This is a genomic window from uncultured Acinetobacter sp., from assembly GCF_947626835.1.
GTDB lineage: Bacteria > Pseudomonadota > Gammaproteobacteria > Pseudomonadales > Moraxellaceae > Acinetobacter.
The window spans coordinates 84,015-110,241 of sequence record NZ_CANQTS010000003.1 but is presented as its reverse complement, the minus strand read 5'-3'; the positions used below and the strand labels follow the sequence as shown (position 1 = coordinate 110,241).

22 protein-coding genes and 1 pseudogene are annotated in these 26,227 nt (G+C 37.5%); 10 read left to right on the top strand and 13 right to left on the bottom strand.

All coding sequences use genetic code 11. The features are described from left to right. Positions 1-27 precede the first annotated feature (27 nt). From Q0Z55_RS03060 to Q0Z55_RS03050, 3 genes are read right to left on the bottom strand one after another with little or no spacing between them, the layout of a single operon-like run. A complete protein-coding gene (locus Q0Z55_RS03060; RefSeq protein WP_297424000.1) occupies positions 28-1,470 on the bottom strand; it encodes an NAD(P)(+) transhydrogenase (Re/Si-specific) subunit beta in 1,443 nt (480 codons plus the stop codon). Positions 1,471-1,473: 3 nt separating this feature from the next. Then, positions 1,474-1,797: a proton-translocating transhydrogenase family protein gene (locus Q0Z55_RS03055; RefSeq protein WP_297423998.1), complete on the bottom strand. Its 324-nt coding sequence runs from the start codon at positions 1,795-1,797 to the stop codon at positions 1,474-1,476. A 12-nt stretch (positions 1,798-1,809) separates the two neighbouring features. Then, positions 1,810-2,937, bottom strand: coding sequence for a Re/Si-specific NAD(P)(+) transhydrogenase subunit alpha (locus Q0Z55_RS03050; protein WP_297423995.1), 1,128 nt, complete (start codon positions 2,935-2,937; stop codon positions 1,810-1,812). A gap of 761 nt (positions 2,938-3,698) precedes the next feature. On the opposite strand from Q0Z55_RS03050, the gene Q0Z55_RS03045 reads away from it, so the two are divergent. From Q0Z55_RS03045 to Q0Z55_RS03020, 6 genes and pseudogenes are all read left to right on the top strand, one after another. Further along, positions 3,699-4,622 (top strand): DMT family transporter, encoded by a 924-nt coding sequence (locus tag Q0Z55_RS03045; RefSeq protein ID WP_297423993.1) that lies wholly within the window; start codon positions 3,699-3,701, stop codon positions 4,620-4,622. Next, on the top strand, positions 4,619-5,806 hold the full coding sequence (locus tag Q0Z55_RS03040; protein WP_297423991.1) for an MFS transporter: 1,188 nt from the start codon (positions 4,619-4,621) through the stop codon (positions 5,804-5,806). Before Q0Z55_RS03045 ends, Q0Z55_RS03040 begins: the two co-directional genes overlap by 4 nt. Before the next feature lie 382 nt (positions 5,807-6,188). Next, positions 6,189-6,362: pseudogene (locus Q0Z55_RS03035) on the top strand (transposase); the annotation flags it as partial. 4 nt (positions 6,363-6,366) lie between these two features. Next, positions 6,367-6,639, top strand: a complete 273-nt coding sequence (locus tag Q0Z55_RS03030) for a zinc-finger-containing protein (protein WP_297424146.1) — start codon at positions 6,367-6,369, stop codon at positions 6,637-6,639. Between the two features lie 81 nt (positions 6,640-6,720). Beyond that, entirely contained in the window at positions 6,721-8,871 is a 2,151-nt protein-coding gene (locus Q0Z55_RS03025; RefSeq protein ID WP_297423989.1) for a hypothetical protein, read from the top strand. 10 nt (positions 8,872-8,881) lie between these two features. After that, positions 8,882-9,631 carry a hypothetical protein gene (locus tag Q0Z55_RS03020; protein WP_297423987.1) on the top strand — a complete coding sequence of 250 codons (750 nt, stop codon included), beginning with the start codon at positions 8,882-8,884 and terminating at the stop codon, positions 9,629-9,631. A gap of 102 nt (positions 9,632-9,733) precedes the next feature. Here the strand turns inward: Q0Z55_RS03020 and Q0Z55_RS03015 are convergent, their stop codons facing one another. Together Q0Z55_RS03015 and Q0Z55_RS03010 are read right to left on the bottom strand one after the other, a co-directional pair. Next, entirely contained in the window at positions 9,734-11,941 is a 2,208-nt protein-coding gene (locus Q0Z55_RS03015) for a hypothetical protein (RefSeq protein ID WP_297423985.1), read from the bottom strand. A gap of 25 nt (positions 11,942-11,966) precedes the next feature. After that, positions 11,967-14,585 (bottom strand): hypothetical protein, encoded by a 2,619-nt coding sequence (locus Q0Z55_RS03010; RefSeq protein ID WP_297423983.1) that lies wholly within the window; start codon positions 14,583-14,585, stop codon positions 11,967-11,969. 574 nt (positions 14,586-15,159) lie between these two features. Between Q0Z55_RS03010 and Q0Z55_RS03005 the strand changes: the two genes are divergently transcribed. Both Q0Z55_RS03005 and Q0Z55_RS03000 read left to right on the top strand, forming a co-directional pair. Beyond that, entirely contained in the window at positions 15,160-15,327 is a 168-nt protein-coding gene (locus Q0Z55_RS03005; protein ID WP_297423981.1) for a YhfG family protein, read from the top strand. Positions 15,328-15,339: 12 nt separating this feature from the next. Next, positions 15,340-15,936, top strand: a complete 597-nt coding sequence (locus Q0Z55_RS03000; protein WP_297423978.1) for a putative adenosine monophosphate-protein transferase Fic — start codon at positions 15,340-15,342, stop codon at positions 15,934-15,936. Positions 15,937-16,034: 98 nt separating this feature from the next. On the opposite strand, the gene Q0Z55_RS02995 is transcribed toward Q0Z55_RS03000, so the two are convergent. The 6 genes from Q0Z55_RS02995 to Q0Z55_RS02970 all read right to left on the bottom strand — a co-directional run bounded on the left by Q0Z55_RS02995 (position 16,035) and on the right by Q0Z55_RS02970 (position 21,031). Continuing rightward, a complete protein-coding gene (locus Q0Z55_RS02995) occupies positions 16,035-16,931 on the bottom strand; it encodes a hydrolase or metal-binding protein (protein ID WP_297423977.1) in 897 nt (298 codons plus the stop codon). Between the two features lie 182 nt (positions 16,932-17,113). Next, complete coding sequence (locus Q0Z55_RS02990) at positions 17,114-18,154, bottom strand: lambda-exonuclease family protein (protein ID WP_297423975.1); 1,041 nt, start codon at positions 18,152-18,154, stop codon at positions 17,114-17,116. Between the two features lie 165 nt (positions 18,155-18,319). Beyond that, positions 18,320-19,363, bottom strand: coding sequence for a DUF932 domain-containing protein (locus Q0Z55_RS02985; protein ID WP_297423973.1), 1,044 nt, complete (start codon positions 19,361-19,363; stop codon positions 18,320-18,322). A gap of 44 nt (positions 19,364-19,407) precedes the next feature. Further along, positions 19,408-19,695, bottom strand: coding sequence for a hypothetical protein (locus Q0Z55_RS02980; protein ID WP_297423972.1), 288 nt, complete (start codon positions 19,693-19,695; stop codon positions 19,408-19,410). Between the two features lie 133 nt (positions 19,696-19,828). Next, a complete protein-coding gene (locus Q0Z55_RS02975) occupies positions 19,829-20,317 on the bottom strand; it encodes a hypothetical protein (RefSeq protein ID WP_000508160.1) in 489 nt (162 codons plus the stop codon). 72 nt (positions 20,318-20,389) lie between these two features. Next, positions 20,390-21,031, bottom strand: a complete 642-nt coding sequence (locus tag Q0Z55_RS02970; RefSeq protein WP_297423968.1) for a tetratricopeptide repeat protein — start codon at positions 21,029-21,031, stop codon at positions 20,390-20,392. Between the two features lie 208 nt (positions 21,032-21,239). On the opposite strand from Q0Z55_RS02970, the gene Q0Z55_RS02965 reads away from it, so the two are divergent. Then, on the top strand, positions 21,240-21,959 hold the full coding sequence (locus Q0Z55_RS02965; protein ID WP_297423967.1) for a DUF3944 domain-containing protein: 720 nt from the start codon (positions 21,240-21,242) through the stop codon (positions 21,957-21,959). A gap of 9 nt (positions 21,960-21,968) precedes the next feature. Further along, positions 21,969-22,892 carry a hypothetical protein gene (locus Q0Z55_RS02960; RefSeq protein WP_297423965.1) on the top strand — a complete coding sequence of 308 codons (924 nt, stop codon included), beginning with the start codon at positions 21,969-21,971 and terminating at the stop codon, positions 22,890-22,892. A 175-nt stretch (positions 22,893-23,067) separates the two neighbouring features. On the opposite strand, the gene Q0Z55_RS02955 is transcribed toward Q0Z55_RS02960, so the two are convergent. Continuing rightward, entirely contained in the window at positions 23,068-24,027 is a 960-nt protein-coding gene (locus Q0Z55_RS02955) for an inovirus-type Gp2 protein (RefSeq protein WP_297423963.1), read from the bottom strand. A gap of 385 nt (positions 24,028-24,412) precedes the next feature. Beyond that, on the bottom strand, positions 24,413-26,104 hold the full coding sequence (locus Q0Z55_RS02950; protein ID WP_297423961.1) for a hypothetical protein: 1,692 nt from the start codon (positions 26,102-26,104) through the stop codon (positions 24,413-24,415). Between the last annotated feature and the right edge of the window lie 123 nt (positions 26,105-26,227).

The following is a 26,227-nucleotide window of genomic DNA, read 5'->3' as shown; positions in this document are numbered from 1 at the left end:
TTACAGCGGTTTTTTTATAACCGTGATTTAGTGACCTGTACCATTAATCGCTTTGGTCATCTCTTCCACGACTTTTTTGGCATCCCCAAAAATCATCATGGTTTTGTCGTTGTAAAATAAGTCGTTATCTAGACCTGCATAGCCGGTTGCCATAGAGCGTTTAATGACCATAATGGTACGTGCTTTATGTGCTTCTAAAATTGGCATGCCATAAATCGGTGAGCTTGGGTCATCTTTTGCAGCAGGGTTGACCACATCATTGGCGCCAATCACCAATACCACATCTGTGGCAGGAAAGTCAGCGTTAATTTCATCCATTTCCAAAATATCATCATAAGGTACATCGGCTTCAGCCAACAAGACGTTCATATGCCCTGGCATACGTCCTGCAACAGGATGAATCGCAAAACGTACCGTCACACCTTGTTCTTTGAGTAAATTGGCCAATTCTTTGACGGCATTTTGCGCACGGCCTTGTGCCATACCATACCCCGGCACAATCACCACACTGTCGGCATTGGACATTAAGAATCCAGCATCATCGGCAGAACCTGAACGATAGTTACGCTGCACTTGCGAACCTACTGCTGTAGGTGCTGCTACAGCGCCCATTGCACCACCAAACAACACATTGATGATTGAACGATTCATGGCTTTACACATAATGTAAGACAAAATGGCGCCTGATGAACCCACCAATGAACCTGCCACAATTAACATATTGTTTTCTAAAGTAAAGCCAATACCTGCTGCTGCCCATCCTGAAAATGAGTTAAGTAAAGAGACCACTACCGGCATATCACCACCACCTACAGGTGCAATCCAAACCCAACCAAAAACAAGAGCCAATCCTGTCATGGCCCAAAATGCAGACATACTGCCTGTGCTAAAGAAAGTAAATCCACATATCAGCATGGCAATAAAAATTAAAGCCTGCACAGGTTTAACCCATGCACCTGAAATGGTTTTTGCCCATTTTTTAGCAGCCAATTTACCATAAGCAAACACAGATGCAGTAAAAGTAATTGCACCAACAAAACAGCCCACAAACAATTCAAATAAATGCACTTTACTCATGGCATGAAAGTTCAGGCCTTGCGCAGCGAGGCGCTCTGCACCAATGACTTGTAAGCTATTGTTATGAATAATCGCTGCTACCGCAATTAACACCGCCGCTAGACCTACTAAGGAGTGCATTAAAGCGACTGTTTCGGGCATTTGGGTCATGGGCACAGTGCGCGCTCGTGCAATCCCCACCACAGCTCCTGCAATCATTGCAGCAATAATCATCCACACCACAGGGCCTTGTGCCACAAAGAATGTGGTCAATACTGCAATTGCCATGGCGATCATGCCGTAGCGGTTGCCCACAATGGCAGTTTTTGGCCCAGATAAACCACGTAAGGTTAAAATAAATAAAACTGCCCCAATCAGGTAGAACCAATCTGCATAGGCTCGAATAAATTCCATGTTTCAACCCTCTTTGTTTTTTTGTTTTGGTTTAAACATGTCCAGCATACGTGCCGTGACCGCAAAGCCACCAAAAATATTAATACTGGCTAAGAACACCGCCATTGCACCCAATACGCTGACGATATTAATACTTTGAAAATCAAGATTGCCCTCAAGCCCCAATACAGGCATGCCAACGGTTTGAATCATGGCACCTACAATAATGATCGAAGATAAAGCATTGGTGACCGCCATAAGAGGCGTATGTAATGCTGGGGTCACCCCCCAAACCACGTAGTAGCCAACAAAAATGGCAAGGACAAAAATTGTAATTGTTTCAACCATGTGTGCTACTCCTTAGCCACGTTTTAGTAAGACTTGACCAGCATGGGTGATCAAAAGGGCTTTTTGAATCTCATCATCTTGATTCAAAGTGAATTTCTGGTCTGCATCAAATAAGGTCTCTAAAAAGTTATAGACGTTTCGTGCATATAAGGCTGAGGCTTCTGTCGCCACAGTGGCAGGAATATTGGGTACACCTAAAATATGCACGCCATTGGCTGTGGTGACCGTTTTGCCACACTCAGAGCCTGCCACATTGCCGCCTGTTTCAACAGCCATATCCACAATCACAGAACCCGGTTTCATTTTGGCAACTGTGTCCGCTTGAATTAAACGCGGTGCATCACGTCCCGGTAACAACGCTGTGGTAATCACAATATCGGCATTGGCCACTGCTTTATCGACAATTAAAGCTTGGTCTTGAATATATTGTTCACCCGGCATCCAACCGTAACCATTTTTAGCAGCTTCATCGGCACGGGCTTGCTCTTCAGCAGACATGGGCACATCAAGCCATTTACCGCCTAAAGATTCCACTTGGTCTTTAGCGGTGGGGCGTAAATCCGTAGCTTCCACCACTGCACCTAAACGCTTGGCTGTGGCAATGGCTTGTAAGCCAGCCACACCAACGCCCATCACCACCACCCGTGCAGGTTTAACCGTGCCTGCTGCGGTCATCAACATAGGAAACATACGTTGATACGCATTGGCGGCTAACAACACTGCCTTATAACCGGCAAGATTGGCTTGCGATGACAAGACATCCATATTTTGAGCACGCGACAAAGTACGTGGTAACAACTCAAGAGCAAAGGCATTGACTTGTTGGGTCGCAAATTGCTCAAGTTCAGGGTTACGGTATGGGTCAAACAGGGCAATGACACAGCTACCTTGAGGCAATTTTTGAATTTCTGTACCTTGAGGGGCACGTACCTTTAAAATGATGTCACTGCCTGAATAAGCATCTTCGGTGATTTTTGCCCCAACCTGTAAATAACTTTCATCCGGGTAGGCGGCTTTGGTGCCTGCCCCATGTTCAAGTACCACTTGATGACCCGCATGAATTAATTTTTTTACTGTTTCTGGGGTGGCAGCCACACGATGTTCACCGTGTATGCTTTCGGTTGGAATTCCAATTTGCATGAGCGTCCCTCAAGCTAGTTTTTGTCAAGCAAGCACATCTATTTAGATCATGCCCTGTGGTTATTTTTTGTTGGTTTTTTTGATTCTAATTAAAATTTTTTCTATTTCTACCTAGTATTTATTTAATAAATAGTTAAAACATGAACTGATGATTCATTAAAAAATGTGTACGCATGCGTCTATTTTCATAGCAGTTTGGCTGGTTTTTATTAAATATTATGTGATTTGGAAGCTAAAAATAATGCCCATGTTAAAGCTAGAGCCATTACATAAACAACAACTCTTGAAATAAAAATTAGTAAGTTTTAGAGACTAAAATTTCAGCAAAATCATTATTTTTAGATGCTTTTTTATTGTAGTATTTAACTATTCTGCAATCAGTTTCAGTGAATACTGATTGCTTATCACATTTGGATATTGATAGAAAGATCAAATGCTTTAAAAAATCAAGCCTGTTGAATTGCAAATCGCTTTTAAGTACAGATCAGGGATACTCAAATCAAAGCGTTAATATCTAAATCTATTACAAAAAATTCTCTAGTCATTTCTGCTTATGATATGTACAAGGTCATTAAAGCCCTAAAAATTGCAATATTGCACTAAAATAGCGCATATTTTTCTGAAACCGATCATGGATATGGCGACAAACAGACACGGCAATTTTCTCAAGCCATGATAAAGTAGCCTCAAATACAGCATCAAGCATCACATCATCTGATGTGTTTCATGCTGCAATCTTCTTTTCACTCCTGAATTTTGTTATGAAAACTTACCCAAGCTCGAGCCAAATCGGTGCGCTGTTTGCCATTGGTGCAGCCTTTTTATTTAGCACTAAAGCCATTTTTATTAAGCAAGCTTATGCCTTGTCACCTTTGGTCGATGGTACAGTTTTGGTGGCGCTGCGCATGGCCAGTGCCTTGCCATTTTTCTTGGTGATTGCATGGTTGAGTCGGCATCAAAAGAAACAATTGCAGCCGCTTGATTGGTTAATTTTGTGGGCAACGGGTTTATTGGGCTACTATTTTTCCAGTTGGCTTGATTTTATGGGGCTAATGTTTATTAGTGCCTCACTTGAACGCATCATTTTATTTTTATATCCGACCTTAACGGTATTGGCATCCAGTGTATTGTTTAAGCAGCGCCTTACCCCCAAAATGCTGATCGCTTTACTTTTAAGCTATGGCGGTACCGTGATTGTGATGCTACAAGAGCAAGCCAACAGTCCACACAATGAAAACTTTTGGTTGGGCGCGAGTTTAGTCTTTGCCAGTGCAGTCTGCTTTGCAGCTTATCTTTTGATGACGCCACGTCTGATTCGGCAATTTGGTTCATGGCATTTTAATGCGTTGGCCTTGACGATTGCTTGCTTAGGGACCTTGCTACATTTTTTTGTTGCCACCGCACAACCGCTACAATTGCTTGCTCAATTGCCAACACAGACCTTTTATTATGGTTTGATGCTGGGTTTTTTTGTAACTGTATTGCCCACTATTTTTATGGCTCTTAGTATTCAACGCTTAGGCCCTGCTCAATCTGCCATGATTGCCTCTATTGGTCCAATTCTCACCATTATTTTAGCAACACTTTTTTTAGGTGAATATATGAACGCCATGCAATGGTTGGGCTGTGCTTTAAATATTATGGGCGTGTTGATGATTACCTTGGGTAAAAAGAGTACAACATGACAGCCAGTTTAGATATTAGTCAAGATCGTGCTTTGTTATGGCTTATGGCAATTGCTTGTGGCTTATGTGCCGGCACCAATTATTATGCTCAGCCTTTAATTGGTTCAATCCAACAGTATTTTCAAGTGCCTGAAGCTCAAGTGGCTCTCACGGTTACTTTTGCACAAGTGGCCTATGCACTGGGTTTATTGCTGATTGTACCGCTTGGCGATATTGTCAATAAAACTAAATTTATTCCCTTATTAATGCTGATTGCTGCAGTAGGCTTATTTATCTCCGCATTTTCCAGCCATATTTATATGCTCTGGGCAGGTACGATTCTTGCCAGTTTATTTTCAGTGGCCGCACAAGTCTTGATTCCATTTGCCACGATGGCAGTTAAGCCTGAAAAAACCGGACAAGTCATTGGCTTTTTAATGAGTGGTTTATTGGTCGGGATTTTACTCTCGACCAGTTTGGCTGGGGTATTGTCTGAGCTTTGGCATTGGAAAGCGATTTATGCTTTAAGTGGTGCACTCATGCTGATCATTGCTGTGTTACTTAAAGCACGTTTGCCTTATGTATTGCGTTTAAACATCAGTTATTTTGATATTTTTCATTCTATGGGCAGCTTATTACATCAAGAACCGCGCTTGGTGCTGCGCTCGCTGATCGGTGGTTGTTGCTTTGCGGCAATGAGTATTTTATTTTCCACTATTGCCTTATTACTGACCCGTCCACCCTTTGCATTGACTGACTTATGGATTGGTTTAGTGACGTTGGTTGGGGTGTTTGGCGCACTATCGAGTAGTTATTTAGGTCGCTTTGCCGACCGTGGACATACCCAAACCTTAACGGTTTTGGGCTTAATCACTTTGCTGTTGAGTTGGGCTTTGCTCTATGGCGGCGCAGTTTCTTTACTTAGTTATATTGCAGGTTATGCATGCATTCATTTAGGACTGGCGATGGTACACACTGGCAATCAAGGGATTGTGTTTCGCTTACGTCCAGATGCCAAATCCCGCATTAATTCCATCTATATGACCACTTATTTTATTGGCGGGGCCTGTGGTTCAGCGCTTGGTGTGGTGGCGTGGCAGTATGGCAGCTGGTCTATGAGCTGCTTGGTAGGCGTGCTGTTAATTATCTTGGCTGGCGTATTTGCCATGATGGATGCGCGTTATATAAAACACAAAGCGGCATAGGGCTGTCGATTTTGAGTCAAAAGCCGTATAATGCCGCGCTCTCGTTGTTTGAAGTCTTAGGTCGTTATGTCTCATCTGCAAGCTTTACAGCCTCGTATTTCGGTCGCCCCCATGATGGATTGGACATCATAAAAATAATAATATTTATATTTCAAATACTTAAATAGCTTACTAATATATAGGGTGTAAATTTGGAGTAAAATTAAGTTAGTGGCTTGATGATCGGTTATAAAATATTCAATTTAAATTATAAGGCGGGTAGAAAATGATAAAAAAGTCCTGTGAGCCGTCTCTTCTATAGCTAACTGATCAAACAGATGGTTATGTGTGTCTAGAATTTTGATGGCTATTCACCACTTACTTTTAAGTGGGGACTTAATTTATGACCACAAATATTCATGTATCAACCGGATCTGCTTCCAAAAAGCGAAGAACATACAGTGCTGAATTTAAAAATAGTATTGTTCAAGCCTGTAAAGAACCCAACACTTCAATCGCCTCAGTCGCTTTACAGTATGGCCTGAATGCAAATCTCGTATCTAAATGGATTCGCCTTCTCGATGGCAGACAAACTCTGCACAACCCGGCATTATCCAAGCCCGCATTTATTGCCTTGCTCTACAACATTCAATCCATCTACTGCAGAAATGTTGCACCTGATCCTAGCCAAAATAAAAACTCGTAAAGCTGCTTATGAGTGGTTGGCTAAGAAAATAGAAATACACGTTGATGATTGTCATGTAGGTCAGTTTGATACTGAACAGTGCCAACAAGTCATTCAGCACTGTGCTCCGTACATTAATTTAGCTATGTCAAAAATGAAAAAAGTTTAATTTTTACAGCATTTTGAGTATCGAATTGATATGCTGTAAAGCGTTGTGAATTTGGTTAATTACTCCTGTTAAGAGGGTGCTGTGAAATCAATCGAAAATAATGCTTGTTATGACGCAAAACAATATTTAGAAAAAAGAGAAATATTGCGAAGAAGTCTTAAAGAACTCCAAAGCGAAATAATTTGTACAGATGAATACTTTCCAAAGAGTGATGTTGAAGATACATACTTCGGTGAATTAGAAAGGATCACACTATTAGCCCAGTGTGATCGAGCGACAGTAAAGTTGAGGGATCTAATAATTAAAGAAAAATCTTGGAGGTATTTGGATACCATAAAAGATTTAATTACTGCTCTAAATAAACAAGATTTTTTTGCTTTTAAAAATTTAGATCAAATCATATTTGATAAGAATACTGGCTGCATATTCCAAAACCTTAGGGTCGTACGTCCGATGTCTTACAACCTATGGAATAGCTCAAGGCGAGAATATGATTTACACGGCATAGGGAAAGGTAAATGGGCTGTTCATGCAGAAAATGATCTGATCCCTTTAAGTATCCCTGATGCAAAGTTTAGACCTGAGAAAGAGGTTACGATCGTATATAGTTATAAAAAGGGGAGTGTTTACAATTACCCATCTTTTAAATGTGCTGCCGAATACAGTAACCATACTGATCCAAAAAACGTAGATCATGGCCTCAATGGTAATTTGGATTCATCGGTTGTAGCACTTCCAAGATGCCCTGTCATTAATCTTCAACAATTTGAAAGTGACACATTCAATATATTATCCCTCCATGATGCCAAAGAGAAGCAAGCTGTAGCTATCCTAGATTACTTTATTGAAAACGATTGGATTCCCATTTTCGAGCCATCAGCAGAGTATGTGGAAAGATACTCTATGACTGCTGAAGAAATTAAAGAAGAATATGATGAATATAACCGTCTTTATGATATTTACTCTAGATATAAAACATTACAAACAGAGTTGGTCAATGTAGAGATAGCAATAGACTACGTGAAAGAAATCAATGCGACTAAGTTGCTTTCGTCCCATTTTGACTATCTTATAGAGCTCGAAAATTATGATTTAGATGGAATTCAAAAATCCACTTGGCGATATAGCATGGCAAGTGATAAATGGATTACAAACCTATTAAGCCAACTTGATGATTGGGAAAGTCATAATCTTAATTTGGTTAATGAGATTATCAGACTGAAAACTCAACTTGAACGACAACCATTAATGAATAATTTGACGGTTGAAGAACAGGAATTATTTGGATCTCAAAAACAACTATTACAAGAACATCTTGATATTGATCTAATATCTTTACGCTCAAAGTTGACGAATCTTTTGACAGAATCAAAGCAGCTTCTGTCAAATACCAATGTTGATACGCTTATTGGTCTACATGCCCTTGGACAACAACCTATTCCAAATTTCACATTGCTTGCAGAATACACGGCAACTCTATGTACCAGTACATTAAGAAAAGCTGAATTACTGGATGAATCAATTGATGTTATCAAAAAGATCTCAAGCTACATGAATCAGATGCTACAGAATCATCTGATATTCGTTGATAACTCTAAACAAAAATTGGTCCAAATTGGCTTAGATAGCAGTATTGAACTAGATAAGATTGATGCATGCTTTAATGAATGGCGCATTGAGCGATTAGTGGTTCTGAAACAACTTCACTCTTTATTTGATGCAGGATTAAATCAGGTTATAGGTGAAAAAACAGTAATAGATATATTCCTGTCTATTGAGCAATATCAAAATGATCTGGATGAATTCTATTGCGAAAAGCGTTTCGGAATTTATATAACGAATGAAAGCAAGATCAATGGCGACAGTTTAGAAAAGTTAGAGAAAGAGCAGCAATTAACTATTCTTACTCATAACTTTATTAAGCAATTAGAAAGTATTATTTTCAGTTGCCGAACGACGGCGCAAAAGATTTGTTTAGCTAAGTTTGCTAATGCTTGGCAACAAACATCAGTGAACCACATTGTGGATCTATTAAATGATGAACAATTTATAAATCGAAATGAAATTTTCTTGAGCATGAATGAAGAATTTAGAAAGATTCAGCAACAGAACCTAGCAGAATTTCTACATGATGCACAAAGTTATAGTAATGCTTTGGATCAAAGGGAAAAAGAATTTGCTACATTGATGTTTAAGATGCGTAAAGCAATAAGTAAAGAGTTAATTAAATAAGGATTGTATTATGGGGTGGAATCTTGGGTCTATTGCTTCTAAGGTTGTTGGTGCAGTAGGTAGTTTTCTGGGTTCATCAACAGGTAGTAACCGTGATTTTGGCGGTAGTTCGTATTCAAGTTCAGTAAGCTCTACAGTTACCAATTATGATCCAGACAAGATTAGGGTGGCTGAATTAGAGAACGAGAGAGTTCATCTAGTTAAAGAGGCTCAACTCGAAATAATTGAAGCAAATGCTAAAGTTGAAGCTGTAATGCTTGAGGCTAAATTCAGGGGTTTTCAGGCTATAGCTGATTCCTTGACAAGAATGCAAAAAGAGCTAGATCAATTGGCGAATTCGAGGGTCGAATTTATAGAACGTAGCAGTCTAGAACAAGTTAAGGAAATCGAAGCTTTTTATGGGGAATTAGCCAAGTCGATAAATGAAGATGATGAATTCTTCATGATCAAACTTCCGCAGCTTTTGGAAACGGCCAACAAATTTCCTGAGAGTTCTGATAGTAAAAAAATTTACATGGATGCAATTGCTCTGGAGATAAAGCGATCCATCGACTTTAAGAGTGAACAATTAAGTAATTTAGGCGTTCGTCAAAAAGCAGTAGTTGATGCCAATTTGCAAAGTAAACTTGCAATGAGTGAACATGCTAATAACCTGTCTTTAGGGATTAAGCAAAATATTCAAAACCAAGTGAATATGATTGAATCAAAAATAAGTGATAAGCATGATCTTAATAGCGTAAATCAACTTAAACTTCATTAAGAATTTTTTGTTCCAATGAATGCATTTTACTTCCTCAATCCAAGATTAACGGCTCTTGATTTATGCTTAATAGTGCAGTTATTGGCTTAGACTGGATTGGGGTTAATTATTCCGACCACGATGTTTCAGCTTTTTCAGTAAATCAATATGACTTGGTTGTTCATTCTTGATCGATGTAGGATTATTCTTGAAAAGTGGACCAACTGCTAACGATTGCTTTACAATCGGAGTCGATTTCTTCACTTTCTTCTCATTGGTTTTTGGCTTTTTAAGTTCAATCTCATGATATTTTATTTCTTTATTTTCACTCAACACTTCATCTTGTGATTGAGATATAAAGTTTTCTTTTGTTTTATATAATTCGTGCACATCTGTTTTCATCTCACCTAACCCCACATTACTGACCTTTTCTACCATCATTTCCATAATACGAAATATATTACGTTGAATAGTTGAACCGAGATGATGTGCTTTAGAAATATCGATCGATGCAGTCATGACACATGGCGTCACTGGCATAGAACCAAAGATTGTATATTCATCATGATGAAAATGGTGTGTAACATCTTGTTCATCAGGATTAACTATCATTAAGCCAATAGTCTTGTTTTCTCCAGTTGCAGCAAAATGGATGCCATGCAAATATTTAATCATGCAGTCACGCATTGCCTCATGGAAAGCTTTTTCTGAGGTCATGTATTTGGCATCCAACATAAGTAGTGACTCATGATTTGATGTATACATACGCAAGACAATATCAGGGGATCTCCGATACAACCTTTTTTTAGTATTTTCTGAATTTTGGCGCAGTTGAAAACTATGGTTAGGTGTATTTTTATCCACATGTGCGTTGTTAGAATTGTTCTTTCTATTCCACGCCTCTGTATTTCTATAAGAAGCTAAAACCCTATCCTTAGCATTAAGTGAATTACGATCAGAAGTATAGATATTTGGTTCATATAACAGTTCTGCTTTTACCTCTTCACTAAGTTTAAAAACGAACCGATCATAACTCGATCCATCTAGAAGTGTTTCTGTGAGAGCATCTCTGAATTGTAAGCTATAATTCAGGACATGCTCCTTAACAAGACAGAACAGGTAATATTCAAATAACTTAGGTAAATTTTCAATTGAATTTAGTTGATTTTGTAAGCTCCAGTCTGGTTTACCAAATCTCACCCATTCAATCATCATCAAAAAGACCTGACGATAATAAAGATTATGCTTTGCTTTATGAGTAAAAATAGGCTCTCGCAAATAAGGTTTTTTTACATTAATTCTATTAATGAGAAGCCTTTTAAAGAAAAAAAGTCGAGAAATAAAATGATTGCAACGTTCAATCACTGGTCGATTTAACTTTTCTTTAAACTTATCAATTTTATTAAAAAGAGATTCATAACCTGAGATATCTCTTCTTTCATCTTTCGTGCACTTTTGTTTTAAACCCTTTATAATCTGTTCTAATGATTGAATTAATATATGTATAAAACCATGTAGAACTTCGTTTTCATAAAGATCACACTCTTCAACGATTTCCGCTTCCAATACTTTATCAACAGCGAAATAGCGATCATCTATAGAAAATAGACTATCTTCTTCATCTAAAACCTCATATATGTCTTCAGTTGTATTGATCAAATAGTTGATTGAATCTTCAGTGAGCTGAGAAGAATCTTTATAAGAATTCAGACGATTAACTTGTACTAGTTTAACAATAGGATGCTGGGTAATCTTTGGCAATAAATCTTCAAGTGACAAAATATATCGCTCTACACTATCTAAGGTATAAGTGATTGTTTTATCGCCTTCTTGAAAGCCCGAATATTTTCGTGTCATACGTGCGAGAGCTGCGAGATCACTGCCATCATTTCGACCTAAGAAATCTAGCATTGCACTGATACGATCAGCATTAATTTTACGTGCTAATATTTCAATCGGGTGCAAATATTGAGCATTTTTAATTTCAAAATTATCAAAACCAAGGTCTATGTAATCTGCAATGATCAGCTCTGCTATACCGCAAAAATTATGAAAAAGTGCTTGATACCTCCAACTATTCTTAATCTTTTTTGGTTCGCAAATATATTCGTAATATGGTTGATCTTTGCATAGCTCTGATTTTTGAAAAAAGGGAATAAACGTTTCATGTAAATTGAGATGTAGGTTAGGACGCTCCTCACTAGTCTGCACCCTGAAGACTAAAACATCATCTTCACATAATATGTATGGCATATTATTGGATGGAGATTGCATCAGGTCGAGTACTTGACCTTTATTACGTCCAGCAATAACCTCAACGGATACTTTCATACAATCATTTATTCCCTTAAAAACATTAGAGCAAAGAAAAAGTGTCAGCGAACTCTGAACCATTATCGAGAATTTGTTTAACTAACTGATTTGATCGTGACAGCCTATACTCTCGACAAACTTTATCTAGGTCTATTAAACGTTCTTTAAAGTCTTTACCATATCCTCTGATTTTAGGAATAACATGTTGAGCTATAGCAAAATCTAAAGGGGGAACATCATTTTCAAAAGCTAATTGGTTTGCTACGGCACAATAATTATAAATCGCATTCATTTTACGATTAGAGATATAAACTGGATGTGCACTTCTTGCATCAGATTCTAAAGCATGTCTAATCTTTGCTAATGCATTCCTCTCTAATTCCAGCTTGCCAGAATTCTGTAATTTAAGCGTTTGTTCGCGACTTATCATAAATGCTTCGGCTAATTCCTGATAAGGAACGGTACCGTTAAACCCTAAATCATCTAGAGATAAATTATCCAAGTTATTATTCTCATTTGTTAGCGTAATGACACTAGCACGATCAAGTAAACGATCTGATAATGGTTCTACCGTAGCATCCGTATTGATGGTAGCAATGAATCTTAAACTTGGCGGTAAATCGAGGGTAAATGTATTACTCTTTCCTCCAAGATTTAACTTTTTACCTTCATGGAAAGTATCACATATAGAAAGAAAATCTGACCAGTAATGTTCTATTGGGGAGAGATTTGCTTCATCTAAGAGAATGATACTCAGCATTTGATGATTAATAATATCGTCCTTGCCACTACTCTTAGCATATTCTAATGCTTTCAGCATACTGTAGATGCCTGTGCGCCCCTCTTCATAACTCATCCGAAGTGCATTTTTATTACCTAGCAAATCCTTGCTTGATGTCCACCCACGCGCTACTGCAACATTCAAAAAGTTAGCTTTATTCTCTATAGGTCCCTTAATTCCAAGAGCATCAGCAAAATGATGAACAGTAGAAGTTTTACCGACACCAGGTAGTCCACTAAAGATCGTCAAGTAAGTCTGCATAACGGTGGTCATAAAGTTAGCAGTTTCGTTATACGACAATTTTCTACCATCTCTTTGATTAATATGTCTTTGTAAATAATTAATATAGGATATTCTTGTTTCACCTGTGACTTGATAGGCGGCTGGAGTTAGTTTTACAGGCTCATAAATTTCTTCTTTTATATTATTTGCCCCAGTCATGATAGAGCGTAAAGTAGCAAACTCTACCGCTTTATCACTTAATTGGTGTGGATTTTGAAGTAAAGTTCTCTGCTGATTAACCATTTGTTCAAATTTATTTAACTCACCTTGCTTTGAATTTATTTGACCTTGAACATGATCTAAAACCCCCTGTTTCTGAGTAATTTTTTGTTCTAAATCTACAAGACTAGAGATATTGTTTAACTCTTTAGTTTTTAAAGCAATCTGAGTCTGTAAGTACTCCAACTCCTCATTCAATTTTGAATTATGTATTTCTTCACTTTGCTCTTTAATAGACTCTTTCTGTTTTTCAAAATCCTGTCTAAGTTGGGCAATATTATTATCAATATCCAGTTTTTCATCAGTATATTTTTTCTTTAAATCTTCAATTTGATTTTGATATTTAGCTCTAAGTTCTTCTACTATATAATCATTTTCTTTTTTTAAAACCTTTATATGATCTTTTAAAATATTGTCTTTATGCTTGCTTAAAAACTCATTAAGAAATGTATGTCCTTGTTCTGAATCAAAATATTGTTTTATAAGGGCAAACTCTTGATCTTCCTTATTAAGGAATTGATCTAATACCATTTGTAAACGTGATATACGCTCTGGATGTTCTACTGCGTTGTTATAAAGGTAACGCTGTATAGATGCGCTCAAGTTCTTTGCTTGACTTTTAGATATCGAATCATCTTTCGCAAAGTCCAAGTTTTGATAATATTGAATTAATTTACTATCAGAGATGTAGTCTATGGTTTCAAATGGAACAGATGATTTTAAGATATGCAAACTCGTAATATACATAGCATTTAAACCATGCGATTCAACTTTAAGTAAAATTTTTTGTTCATTTAAATCATTTAAAGCGAATTTAGCAATATGATTACTTTTAAGATCAAGAGGAGTTTTAGTATCTACAGTTTCAAAAATAATATGCTCATCTTCATTTATTTTATTTTTTTTGATTTGAAATGGTCCATAAACATAATCCCCAACCAAAGCAAAAAATGGATGAACAACACTGGATAAGAAAGATACTTCATAAGAGTCTAAACGTCCTGTTTGAACATCTGGCAATGCTGGTAATTTATAAATTTGTCTATAATCAGATGAAATTGTGGATGCATGTTTACCTAAAGAAAAATATCTGCACTTGGTTGGATCATTTAATATTTCATTAGAACTATTATCATTCTCATACCCATCATAATGTGAATTCAAATAAAAAATTTTATCACTAGGAAAGCTATTCTCAATGTATGGAAATCCACTACTTATCCAGATACGATTATTATTAGGAAAATCACTGGGGTTAGTATAAGTAATTGTCATATCATCATTTTCATAGGCGATAGGAACAACATAGCCACTAACTCGATCATTATTTGTATCATTATTTGTATTAGATGTTTTCAGTCCATGTACTATTAATCGCATCACTACGCCCCTCAAAAATAATTTAAATTACATAAATATACTTACATTATATTTAACATGATCACATATATGAACAGTCTCAATTACTATATATTGACAGTTCCAACTATCCTAGCCACGAAATAACATAATTTGGACTCCTCTCTGGATCTAGACATGTAACTTTTTAATTTAAAACCTTCCTAATAGGCTTCTTCCCTAATTTATGCACAAGTGTTTGAAATAGTTGGAACTTCACAAATGATCAGATTTTATTCAAAAAATCATAATTCAAACTGCATAGGTATCTCGCTTCAACTTCTTCCCTATCAATTAATATTTGTTTGTAGATCCATCTCTTTCCGACATATCATTTTTACTTTCTTTATCAAAGATAAGATAATCCGTACCAAGACAGTGACGCTATCGGTTGGTTCATCCAAATCAATCGAAAGCGTTTTACCATAATAAGGAAAATGCTGATCAAAGGGATACGATTGCAGAAAGACAATGATGTACCATAGAGTGCATGTTCAGCTCTGAGTCGTTATTCTTTGTTATACTCATTATAGTGTTAAATTGATGGAGTCTAAAAATGCTTAAATCCAACGAACAGAAAAAAAAATATATTCAGGCAACCCGCTTGCAAAACTACCAAGCCAGCCTCAAGCTCGAAGGGATTACCACATCAGGTAATCTAACCCAGCTAAGCAAAGCGCAAATTTTGCAAAAATATAAAAAGTATTCACAACCAGAAAGCTAACTGAGTACTGCTATGGATAAGTATGGGGAACTAGGGGATAGCCTATATTGCTATTCAGGGACAAATATTTTAAAAAACAAGCTGAATATCCGTGATGGGAAGGTTTTAGAACAAGCGGAACTTGAACTATCAGGCTTATCGAGTAGCTTAATTGAATATGCAGAACCGCCTTACGATTTGCAGTACTTACAATCTATCCATGCACAGCTTTTTGGTGACTTGTACGAATGGGCAGGACAACTTCGGCAAATTGATATCTCTAAAGGTGATACTCGATTTTGTACATTTTCCCGTATCGAAATTGAAACAAATAAATTACTTAACCCACTTCAGCAGCAGAATTACTTTCAAGGTCTAGAACTGCAAGATCTTATAGGTGAACTTGCTAATTTGTACTGCGAACTCAATGTCATCCATCCATTTCGTGAGGGTAATGGGCGCGCCCAACGTATTTTCTTTGAACATCTAATTGCCTACTGTGGCTATGGTATTGATTGGTCAAAAATAAACTCCAAAGAGCAATGGGTACAAGCAAATATTGAAGGCTTTCATCTTAATTTGCAGCCGTTAATTCAAATATTTGAATCGTGTATTACCCTGCTAGACTAAAGAATAAGGGAGCCGAAGCTCCCATCAATGAATGACTAACCAACGTCTCCTTAATTTACTGAGTGACTTGCAGAGCTGACTAGCTCATTCAACTGCGCTTAATTCACAGCCCTGACACTCTGCTTCAAGCCCTGATGAATATCCTGTACATTACTGAGGTAATGGACTTGTTGCTGATCTTGCTGTTGACTATCCTCTACATAAAACTCTTCCACCACCTCAGGCCCCTCCTCTACATCGATTTCAAACTGTCCATTTGCAAAACCCTCTCTTGCCACTTGATCTAAATCTTTCTGGCTAAATCCAGTCTGCCGCATCTGTTCATCCAGCTCTTTCGCAGTTTGAATAGCTTCTTGCAAACTGACTCCATCCCTTAATGTTAAATCCACATAGTACACAGGTTGACGAAAACTCTGTGTTGTACTTTTACCTCGCAATATCAGTTGGAGTGGTAGGCATGACAGCAGACCATTCGATGCTGCATGGTAGTAACTCAGTCGAGCTGCTAACGTGCGTATGCTATTAAAGCCTGTGGTTCTAAAAATGAATGTGCCAAATTCATCCGACTCATCTAAATTAACATGCAGTCGACCATAGGGCTTGCAATTGCCTCCTTGAGCTAAAGGACATAAATCAGGGGATGGGCAGGAATGTTGTTCTACGCCTTGATTGGTGAGGCGCTGGCAGGTTTCACCATTGCCTACACAAACAGGCCTTCCTGTTTGTCGATCAAATAAGGTGTACTCTGCCCTTAGATTCAGTTCTGGATCATTGAAGATCATCCGTACTGGAATGGTACGGAGTTTTTGATTCGGTGCTTTGGCTCGGAGTTGTTCATCAAGCGGATGTTTAACCCATCCCTCCTTACTTTGAATTTGACTAGTAATGGTAAATTGATCATCTTTTTCAGGTAGACGTTTACCGTTCTTTTCAACAACTTTACCGATACTGATACGTCCAAGGATCGGTGGTGTAATCGCTAAGCCTTTAATCATGTTAGTTTTCCTCTAAATAAAATTTTACTGTTGACCCTTTGTTATGTAAGCAAATACAAAACCGTTTAAAGATCAGATGAAATGCAAAGACCGCCATTATTAGTCCACCGCTCCTTCGGGAGTCGGTGGATCGGGGTGGTTTTTTGCGCTTTTGGATGATTAGAAATATCGATGTGATGAATTCAGTCATCGGTATAGATCTGAAAACGTCGCGTCCCTGCTTTACTTTGTGGAAACTGTTCAAGCATTTCAGGATGAAGTTTGAGTAAGGCTTTACTGTCTAAACTGATTGAATCTTTGGATTTCTTCCACGTCACCGAACCATTGGCAAAGGTCGCTCGTTCAGCATCCCTCATCAACATCTGGATTTGATGCTTAGTTTCATCAAAGTTGTTTTGATGCTGTTCAATGTGATGCTTTTCTTGAATCAGTTGAGCAAACAATTGATTGGCTTGTTCGTTATAACTCAAGTCTTCAACAGTCAACGGAATATGTTGTGGATAGAGTTGCTGGATAGCTTTAGCTGCCGATTCACTGGCATCCACATCAGGCGGTGTGTCTTTTTCCACACACTCCCAGAAGTAACGTTCTGCATTGATGATATGCTGGATCACGGATTCAGAGCGCGTCACTTCGAAGATTTTGGTTTCATGCCCACAGATCAGCACACAAACATGTGCTGCTCGTTTTCCTGTTACTGCCAATTGATGTTGTACCTGACACAAGACATATAAAGGCACGCCATCTCGCCAAAGTTTTGCGCCGTACTCACCTGCTGTTTTGCATTCCAGAATTTGGACTTCATCGCTACCCACAACGGAGTAGTCTAGATTGGCAAGCATAAAATGTTTATCAGGATCTGGATGCTGAAGCACTGCATTGATTCTGCGTACCTTGTTATTGGTATGCATGCTGTAGTACTCAGCCACCAATGGCTCTAGCTGCTTGCCCCAATAGAGTGGAGCGATACCTGAACTTTCATCCTCAATCGATTGTTTGACTCGCCCTGTCTTGATCATCCAAAGTTCGAGCATCGACATATAGGGATTCAATCCACAGGCTGCTGCACAATCACTACTGCCAATGCCTTGTCGTCTGACTTCAAGCCAGTCAGATTGAGTCATATTTTTGGTATTGACCAAGCGTTTCGCTGTAAACAATTTTGGAGCAACAAAGGGTGTACTCCCTTGTTGAATGGATGGGTTTAATATTGCTGTATTCATACCTTGCTTCCTCATTTTTATATGGGTGGTGGCAAATAAAGGGCATAAAAAAACCACACCCGAAGATGTGGTTTAATTATTTTTAAAATGTAAATTTATCTTTAGAATCTATTAGAATCTAAAGGATAGGTCTAACTTTCCATTGCAAAAACTTAACTTTCCACACTATGACACCATGCGTAAAGCCTGTTCTAGTCCACGTTGCTTGATCGCTGCTCCTGCACCAAACCAAGCTGAATCGAGTCGATGATCTGTACTCATGGCACGACGCTCGTGGTCAATAAATTCCGTAATTGAACAGAGTAATCCGTAAGCCGTGTCCTTAGATGATGAAAGTGTTGCACCTCGTCCCTGACCATTAAACATGTCCATTGCTTTAGTCATCGCCTTGGCATTTGGCTCAGCTTTCTCCTTGGCATTTGCCTGTGCTGCCTGAGTTGCAACATCACGGTAGAACTGAATAATATTTTCTTCCTGATCTGCAATACTCATTGTGGTGTTATTAAATACCGCATCAAAATAGGCTGCGGCTTCAGACTGGGTGACTTTACGCTGACTGAGCTGCTTCATCTCATACATGTGTTCATCCCATGCACGAACTGAAATACCCAATTGCTGTTTGATCTTATCTGCATCAAACTTGGTGCTATGCGGAACTTTCACTACACCTGCACTACTGTTCTGTCCACGTAAAGCAATCGCTAAAGTATTGTTACAGACGACACGGATGGAAGTGAATTGTGCGGTTGTCGCAAGCGTACCGTCACATGCAGTTGCAAGAAGAATATAGCCATTACTGACATCCTTTCCTTTGAGTGCTGAACTTTGCCCTGTCCGTGCCAATGCCCAAAATTTCTTGCCGCCTTTAAGCACACCTGCGGTTTCCAGCTCAAAGCCTGATTGTTCAGTTAAATCACGATAGAACTCTAAGATCTCACGAGGTTGGACTTCCTGAAAACGTTGGCTAACGACTGACAACGGTGCATGGGTATCAGAACGGTAAAGTACACGCTGTTCTTCATACGGCATGATGATGCTTTGCCCACGTTCATTCTGTGCCATATAACTGACATTGGATGACTCGATACGCCAGTCCATACCTGCCTGTTGTGCCCAGATTTCAATTGGTTGGTTTTGACTCAGTTGATTCCCTAGTCCATGCCAAGGGGTTTCACCGACATAAGCCATTTGTTCAAGTTGATGTGCCATAGTTTTATTCCTTTTTAAAATAATGTTAAAAATTGGATCTGTTCTTAATTCAGATATTGGATGGGGAACTTTTGGTAGCAGTTATGACAGAAGCACAAGCTTTGCTGCGGAGGTGTGCTTTGCTCTGTAAATGAATTAAACAAACCACCGAGTACAGTTCCTGCAATTCCTCCAACGATGGGAGGCAGATTCAAAGACTTCGCAACGGTTGTGCCTAAAGCACCCAATGCTGCGGGTGATGCAAGATTTGATAATGTTGAATTTGTTTGTTGTATGCTTGCTCCAACAACCATGATGTCGGTTGAACGACAAAAGGGACAATTCAAGCTCATGACTCGACTCCTAAATTCAGGGCATAAAAAAACCTGCACGATGGCAGGCTTTAATTTCATATTTTCATGTGTACTCGAAAGAGCTTCATGATTCTCATTAGGATGTTATGTACTTGAAATAATTTGGAATCATTTAATTCCAAGTATCTTTTAATTCAGTATGTCTACAATTAATACATTCCACTACAATCTTAGACCCTTGCGTGCCTCTTCTTATAAAGCTGTGGTGCTTGCCATTTTTACGCTCTGTATGACAACGAGCACATTTTTCAACATTATTACAATAACCATCCACCCCTTTAGAATTCCAATGCTCATGCACTGTAACTGTTTCAACAGCATCACAATACTCACACTTTAAACGCTTTTCACATGAACGATTGCTATGATATTTGGCATCTGCTTTGTTTGGAAACTTATGCTTTTGTTTAATAATTAATTGATTACATTTATTACAAGTATATTCCATATAACATTGAGGCTGTCCTTCAACATTCTGAGGTTTGCCTGAATGAGCACCAACCTTACATCCAACATTTGAAGCAGTTTCTTTGATAGCTGCCCAACTGTCTGATTCAGCAATTTTATTAGCTGATTCTTTTACTTTATCCCAAAACCCCATTTGACTTCCCCTCGATAGTTTAATAAATATTAATTTTTAACAACTTATTCTTTAAGTAAACTTATTAAAAATCTATAAATTGCCTTCAGCATACAACAAACCTAATTCAACATTAGCTTGCTCTTCACCCTGATCTGCTGCTTTTTTAAACATTGATGCTGCGATTTCATAGTTTTTGGGCACACCAACACCAAACTTAAAAATCATACCTAAATGCAGCTGCCCTTTAGCATCCCCATCTTCGGCCGCTTCTCCAAAAAACTTCGCTGCCTGCTTAGGATCTTTATCAAAAAACAATCCCTTAGCGTACATAAGTCCTAATTCAACTTTAGCTTCGCTATAACCATGATCAGCTGCTTCTATCAACAAAGCTGCTGCTATTTCATAATCCTCATCTACACCCAATCCATATAGAAATAACTTTGCTAACTCAATGTTAGATTCTATATGTCCTTGCTGTGCGGCCTGCTTAAAATAATATCCAGCCTCTTCAAAATCTTGATCTAAACCTTGCCCGTAACGATTCATTAAACCATACATATATTGTGCTTCAGTATGTCCTGCATTAGCAGCTTCGGCAAACATTGAAGTAGCTATTTCACTATCTTCTTCTACACCATCTCCCACTAGGAAGCATTGCCCCAATGTAAACTGTGCTTCTATATCACCATTTTGAGCTTTATTAAATAAGCTCATTAAATCATCTCTATCCATCTTCCCCACTATACTTTTCTAATTTAATCCTTTTAAATATTATATTAATTTTATTACTTTTTTTTAATTTAATAGGATAATTTTTAAATGATACACTTAATGAAATTTAAAATATTATTAGTATAGTGGCTAAACTTTATTGCCTAAATCAAAAAATTGCGCATCTTAATAGCTTTACTTAAATTTTGTAATAAAGAGAACACTTCATATGGCAACAGAAGCAAAATTTCGCGAAGATCCTGATCTAGCATTTCTACAACATTGTGATGTTCAAGATCTTAAATTATTGTCAAACACTTTAATCGCTGATAGTGAAGGTACAGAACAATGGACAGGGAGGCTTAAAAGCACACTTGTTAAAAACATGAGCATGTACTCAACTGAAGACGATTTATATAAAAATAGCTGGAAAGCGATTGCTGCTGAAATTCAACTATTTGGCGGAGATACAGTAGTCAACCTTGTCAGAGGAAAAGGGGTTGTGTATCGCGAACTACTAGAAGATGTTGCAAAAAAAACAGGTGTAGATTTCCATAAAGATACTTCTGATATCAATCTTCTTGAAGAAAAAATACTAAGAACCCTTTTTGGTCGAATCACTCAACTTAATGATCTGGATTTCATCAATAAGAAATTGAAAGAAAAAGGGTACTTAGGACTAACCTCAATTAAAGAAAGCCCTCTCAAAACGATTAAAAATAGTCTTGGTGGTGGAACTGCTTCAAGTACAGCTGGTGGACTTTTAGCTGGATTAAATATGGCTAAGAATTTCATCAAGGTAAATCCATTCGTGGCAGCCGCCACATTACCTTTAACTGCAAAAGATATTACAGCTCCCGCTTATCGCGTTACGATACCTGCTGCTTGTATTGTTGCGATGATGAGGATTAAGCATGAAGAAAATAAAAATGACTACAATGAGTTCTAAGGTATCAGCATGTTAGATAAAGTATTTAGTTACGACATTGAAAAATTTTCAAAAGAACTTTTAGAAGCTATAGCAAATGATCAGGTGATTTTTAGAGATGGAGTTGCCTACTGGAAAAAGGGTCTCGAACATGTAGGTATTATTCAACATATTCCTTTAAAAGAGGTCAGCTCTGTAGGTGTTGAAACTTTTGTTCAAGGATTAGGTTCTTTGCAATCTGCATTGCAAACCACGATTGTTGCAGCTCAAGCTATTTCTACTGCGACGTTAATGGTAGCGATGGTAATCCAAACTCAAATTTTAAGTAAAAAAATTGAGGCTGTACAACAGTGCGTCTTGAAGGTTTCTCAGGATATCAGAGAACAAAACATTTTATTTTATACAGACAAAACGAGCGAGTATTTAGCTTTATTACAGACTTTTAAACTGTTACTAGACAGCAGAACCCCGCTTACAGATATTAATCAGTTAGCCAATAATACTTTATCATCCTCTATACAGCTTAAAAACCATTTAATCTCCTTTATTGGAAACCTACTAAGTCTAGTACAATCCCAAAAAATTAGTTCACCGCAACATGTTGAGCTAATTATGCAATTTATCCAACAAATGATGGAAATATTACCTATCGGAATGCATCTAGAATTTATTCTTTCACATCGCCTAAATCAAAATGAGTTTTCTCAAGTCTTGATTGAAGATAGCCATCGCCAATATTTAGGCTTGATGAGTCAGTATCGTAATTATCTCAATGAGATTAACAATGGTTTGAAAGAGTTTCGGATAAAGCAAGAACAAGTTCCATTTTTTGAGAAAATCAGACTACCTGCAAAAAACTTGATCCAATATTCAATACATGTAGAGTTACTTGAAAAGCCTGCGAAAGAAAGAATCACCTATATGAATTCACAAACTAGCTTGATTAAGACTTAAAAGAATTTTGAATATAGTAGCTCGACTGTTTCTTATCTACTGAAATGTCGTGGTGATCAAGTACTTGAAGCTGAAATCATTACTGATCAAGGCAATGTAAATCTATCATTCTGATGTCATACTGTACAAGATAGAGAACACTTCATGTTCGTGTTCTCTATTGAAAATTCAATACTTATAAACCTCTTCGGTTTTTCGCATTGATCTGCCCCTTGCCAAAACTACGCATATTTGGTTCATCCTTAACCCTTGGATGCTGCTGTTCTTTTTCAGCATTCACCAGATAAGGAACAACGTAATTAAGAAAATTATTAAGTTTATTTTCATCATGACGATGAATCATGCCTATTCCTAATGTCCCCATCGCTTCATATGTATCCATATAGTCGGGATGGTTACAGTTAAAAATATAACCACATCCATGTGTAATCTGCTCCCAGCACTCACCAACCCACTGCCCCATCTTAAAACCTTGTTGATGTATATTCCCATCGTACATAAGCAAGAGATGACAATGGTAGCCTTTGCTTATGCCATGCTCTAATGCCCATGCATAACCATGTAAACCACTAAAGCAAGTATCCTGATCTGCGATACGCCGATGCAATACTTCTAAGGCTTGGTTAAATGCTTGAATATTGTATAAGGCTTGATATTCTTTCTTGATAGATAAATCTACTCGAACAACCAATGTTCTCGCATAATGGTGAATCAATGCAGATGCATAATCAAAAAGGCTCTGTTGATTCTTTAACTCACGTTGTTGATGTTCAATTAGTTGCTGTTGGATACAGCCTGATAATGACTGGATGTATGTCAGAATATGCCAGACTGTCATTTCATCAAAACAGACTATAGATTCATAATTTGCCTGTGGCATTAGGCTGAGTGTGTAATCAATGATCTTCACAACATCAATGAATATCAGTACTGAATTGCAATAGGAAAAATCTGCATTGTAGATTGGCTTAAACGACTGAACTAATTTTTGTAGGTCTATCATCAGGTTTTGATGATATAGATCATAACCACCTAAGCAAACCTCTTGAATGAAATGGTCTACTCCTGCCAGCACTTCTGCTTCATGATAAAGCTGATCATATGGATTATATTGAAATTGAACATTTTGGTACATTTAGGTTCTCACTGAAACATAAGGTTCATATCTAAGTGAGAGATGTAAAATTTTATTGATCATGATTCTAAAGCAGGATGTTATGGTCATCCTGCTTAGCTGAATATGCTTGAAGACTTTGGAACATACTATAGGGTTAGTCCTGCATGTTTTAGGAATATGATATTGATACGTTGTCTATAGCCCATTTGAGTATGGTCTATACTGTGCTAAGTGAATCACAGTACTCACATGACTAGATAAGATATTGTTTATGTTTAATATATTATTTATATATTACTCTTGTAGTTAATAATATATATTACCTGTTATCTGATCTAACCATTACACCGCAGCCCCATACAGCGAGAACAACGAAAATATGGGAATGTTGCAGAAGCTAAAGTTACGCCTTAGTTTTGATCTTATTTCTAGAAATAGCAAAATGATCTAAAGCTAGGCAGTTCTCAGGCAGCAAGCCAAAATCCTGTAGTTCTTTGAGGCTCGGTTGAATGGATTCACTAAAAAAATGATTACGCCTTTCATCCTGAAAAAGTGCTTGCTTAGATACAAATGCAAGGTTTTTATCTAAAGTAATTTTGGTAAATTGATTCAAGATTTGACTTGGAAATGGCATAAAAATACAAATATATTGTGTTTGCTTCGCATGACGTGGAACAATACAAAATTGACTGAATTGTTCTTTTAAGCCTAAATACGTTAAAAATGGATAAAGCTGATTCTTCGCGATCAAGGTCATCATCAGACCTAACATTGATAAAAGATTACTGTTACTCCGAGCAATACGATCAGATGTTTCAAATGGATCATCTTCAGCAAATTTCAACAAAGTATTCAATCGCAATCGATCTGCCATCTTTTTCAAATCATGTAAATCTACAGAATCTCCACCTCTAGATAATGCCTGAGCTCTAGACAGATCATTGTAAATCTGGGCACACCATTGTTCTAAATGGCACTGAAGAAATCCTAATAAAGAAATTCCCCCCTTCAAATGTGTCTTTGAATTTTTTTGTGGGAAAAACTCAATTAAATCTCTAAGCCATTGACTGCTATCATGATCATTTGGCATCTCAAGAAAAAGTGACAACAGATGTATTATAAATCGATATTCAAACCGTTCATGTTCAGGTATTGAAGAATCCTCCTTAACCATCTCAATCGTCAATCCCTTTGTAGCAGCGATCAAGTCTGGCATTCTTGTGAAAAGATTTACAAAAACCTGATAAGCATCGTTAATCGTTAAAATCCTTGTTAACGTAGCTTTTTTGCTCTCTAAAAATTGCAGTAAACTTGCAACCTGCTGCACCTCAAAGGAGTGTGGTTCTGGATATTGAATTATGAAATACCGTCCATAAGTTGCTTTTTCCTGCCAGATTTCATGTGATAAATTCAGCATATAAAATGGATTAGACACTCTTATAATTTTACTGGAAAGCACACCATCAACTCGTATTCTAATCACACCATGAATTTCTAGCGTTTTGATGCATCTAAAAATGGTGTCTTTAGACATACCTGTTTTGTGCTTTATTTTGTGGATTCCGCACTGATTGATAACTCCAAATTGATTACTATTTCTAACCAATACCATGAGCACTAAAGCAGACTTAAAATCCAAGATCCCTGACAATCTAGATGACGTATGTTGCAAATGATGCATATAAAAATCATCTAGTCTGTTTTCAACGAGATGTTGAAAAAGCCCTATAAGAGGAAAATTATCTGCTCTTGCTGTTTGATGAAACCATCTATCCAGTGTTAGTGGTTTAATTTTTTTTGCATTCATACAGCCTAAGAATAGGTCGTAATCGATATAACTCTTTTTGTCAGAAGTTAGCCCATCTATTCCTTGGATTAAAATTCCATGGTCTACCAACTCAGCAATACATTCCTTAATTTTTTTTTCATTGATATGAAATATCTTCGCCATATTTTTTATGGATGCAATGGCGTCTCCTATTCTGAACTCAGCTGTGAGTTTAAGCAGTAGCCACCTTGCTTGAGGACTTAAAGTGATCGGTGAATAGTCATGAATCAGCAAAAATAGTGAGACCTTAGATTTAGATGAATTCACTCTATTTCCCCCATTTTTATCCACAGCTATAGGCACTAAAGGCGACTAGAAAGCAAAAGGCACTACTATTAATATTCGGATTAATATTAACTTAATATTTTAGTTAACATTTATATAATACTA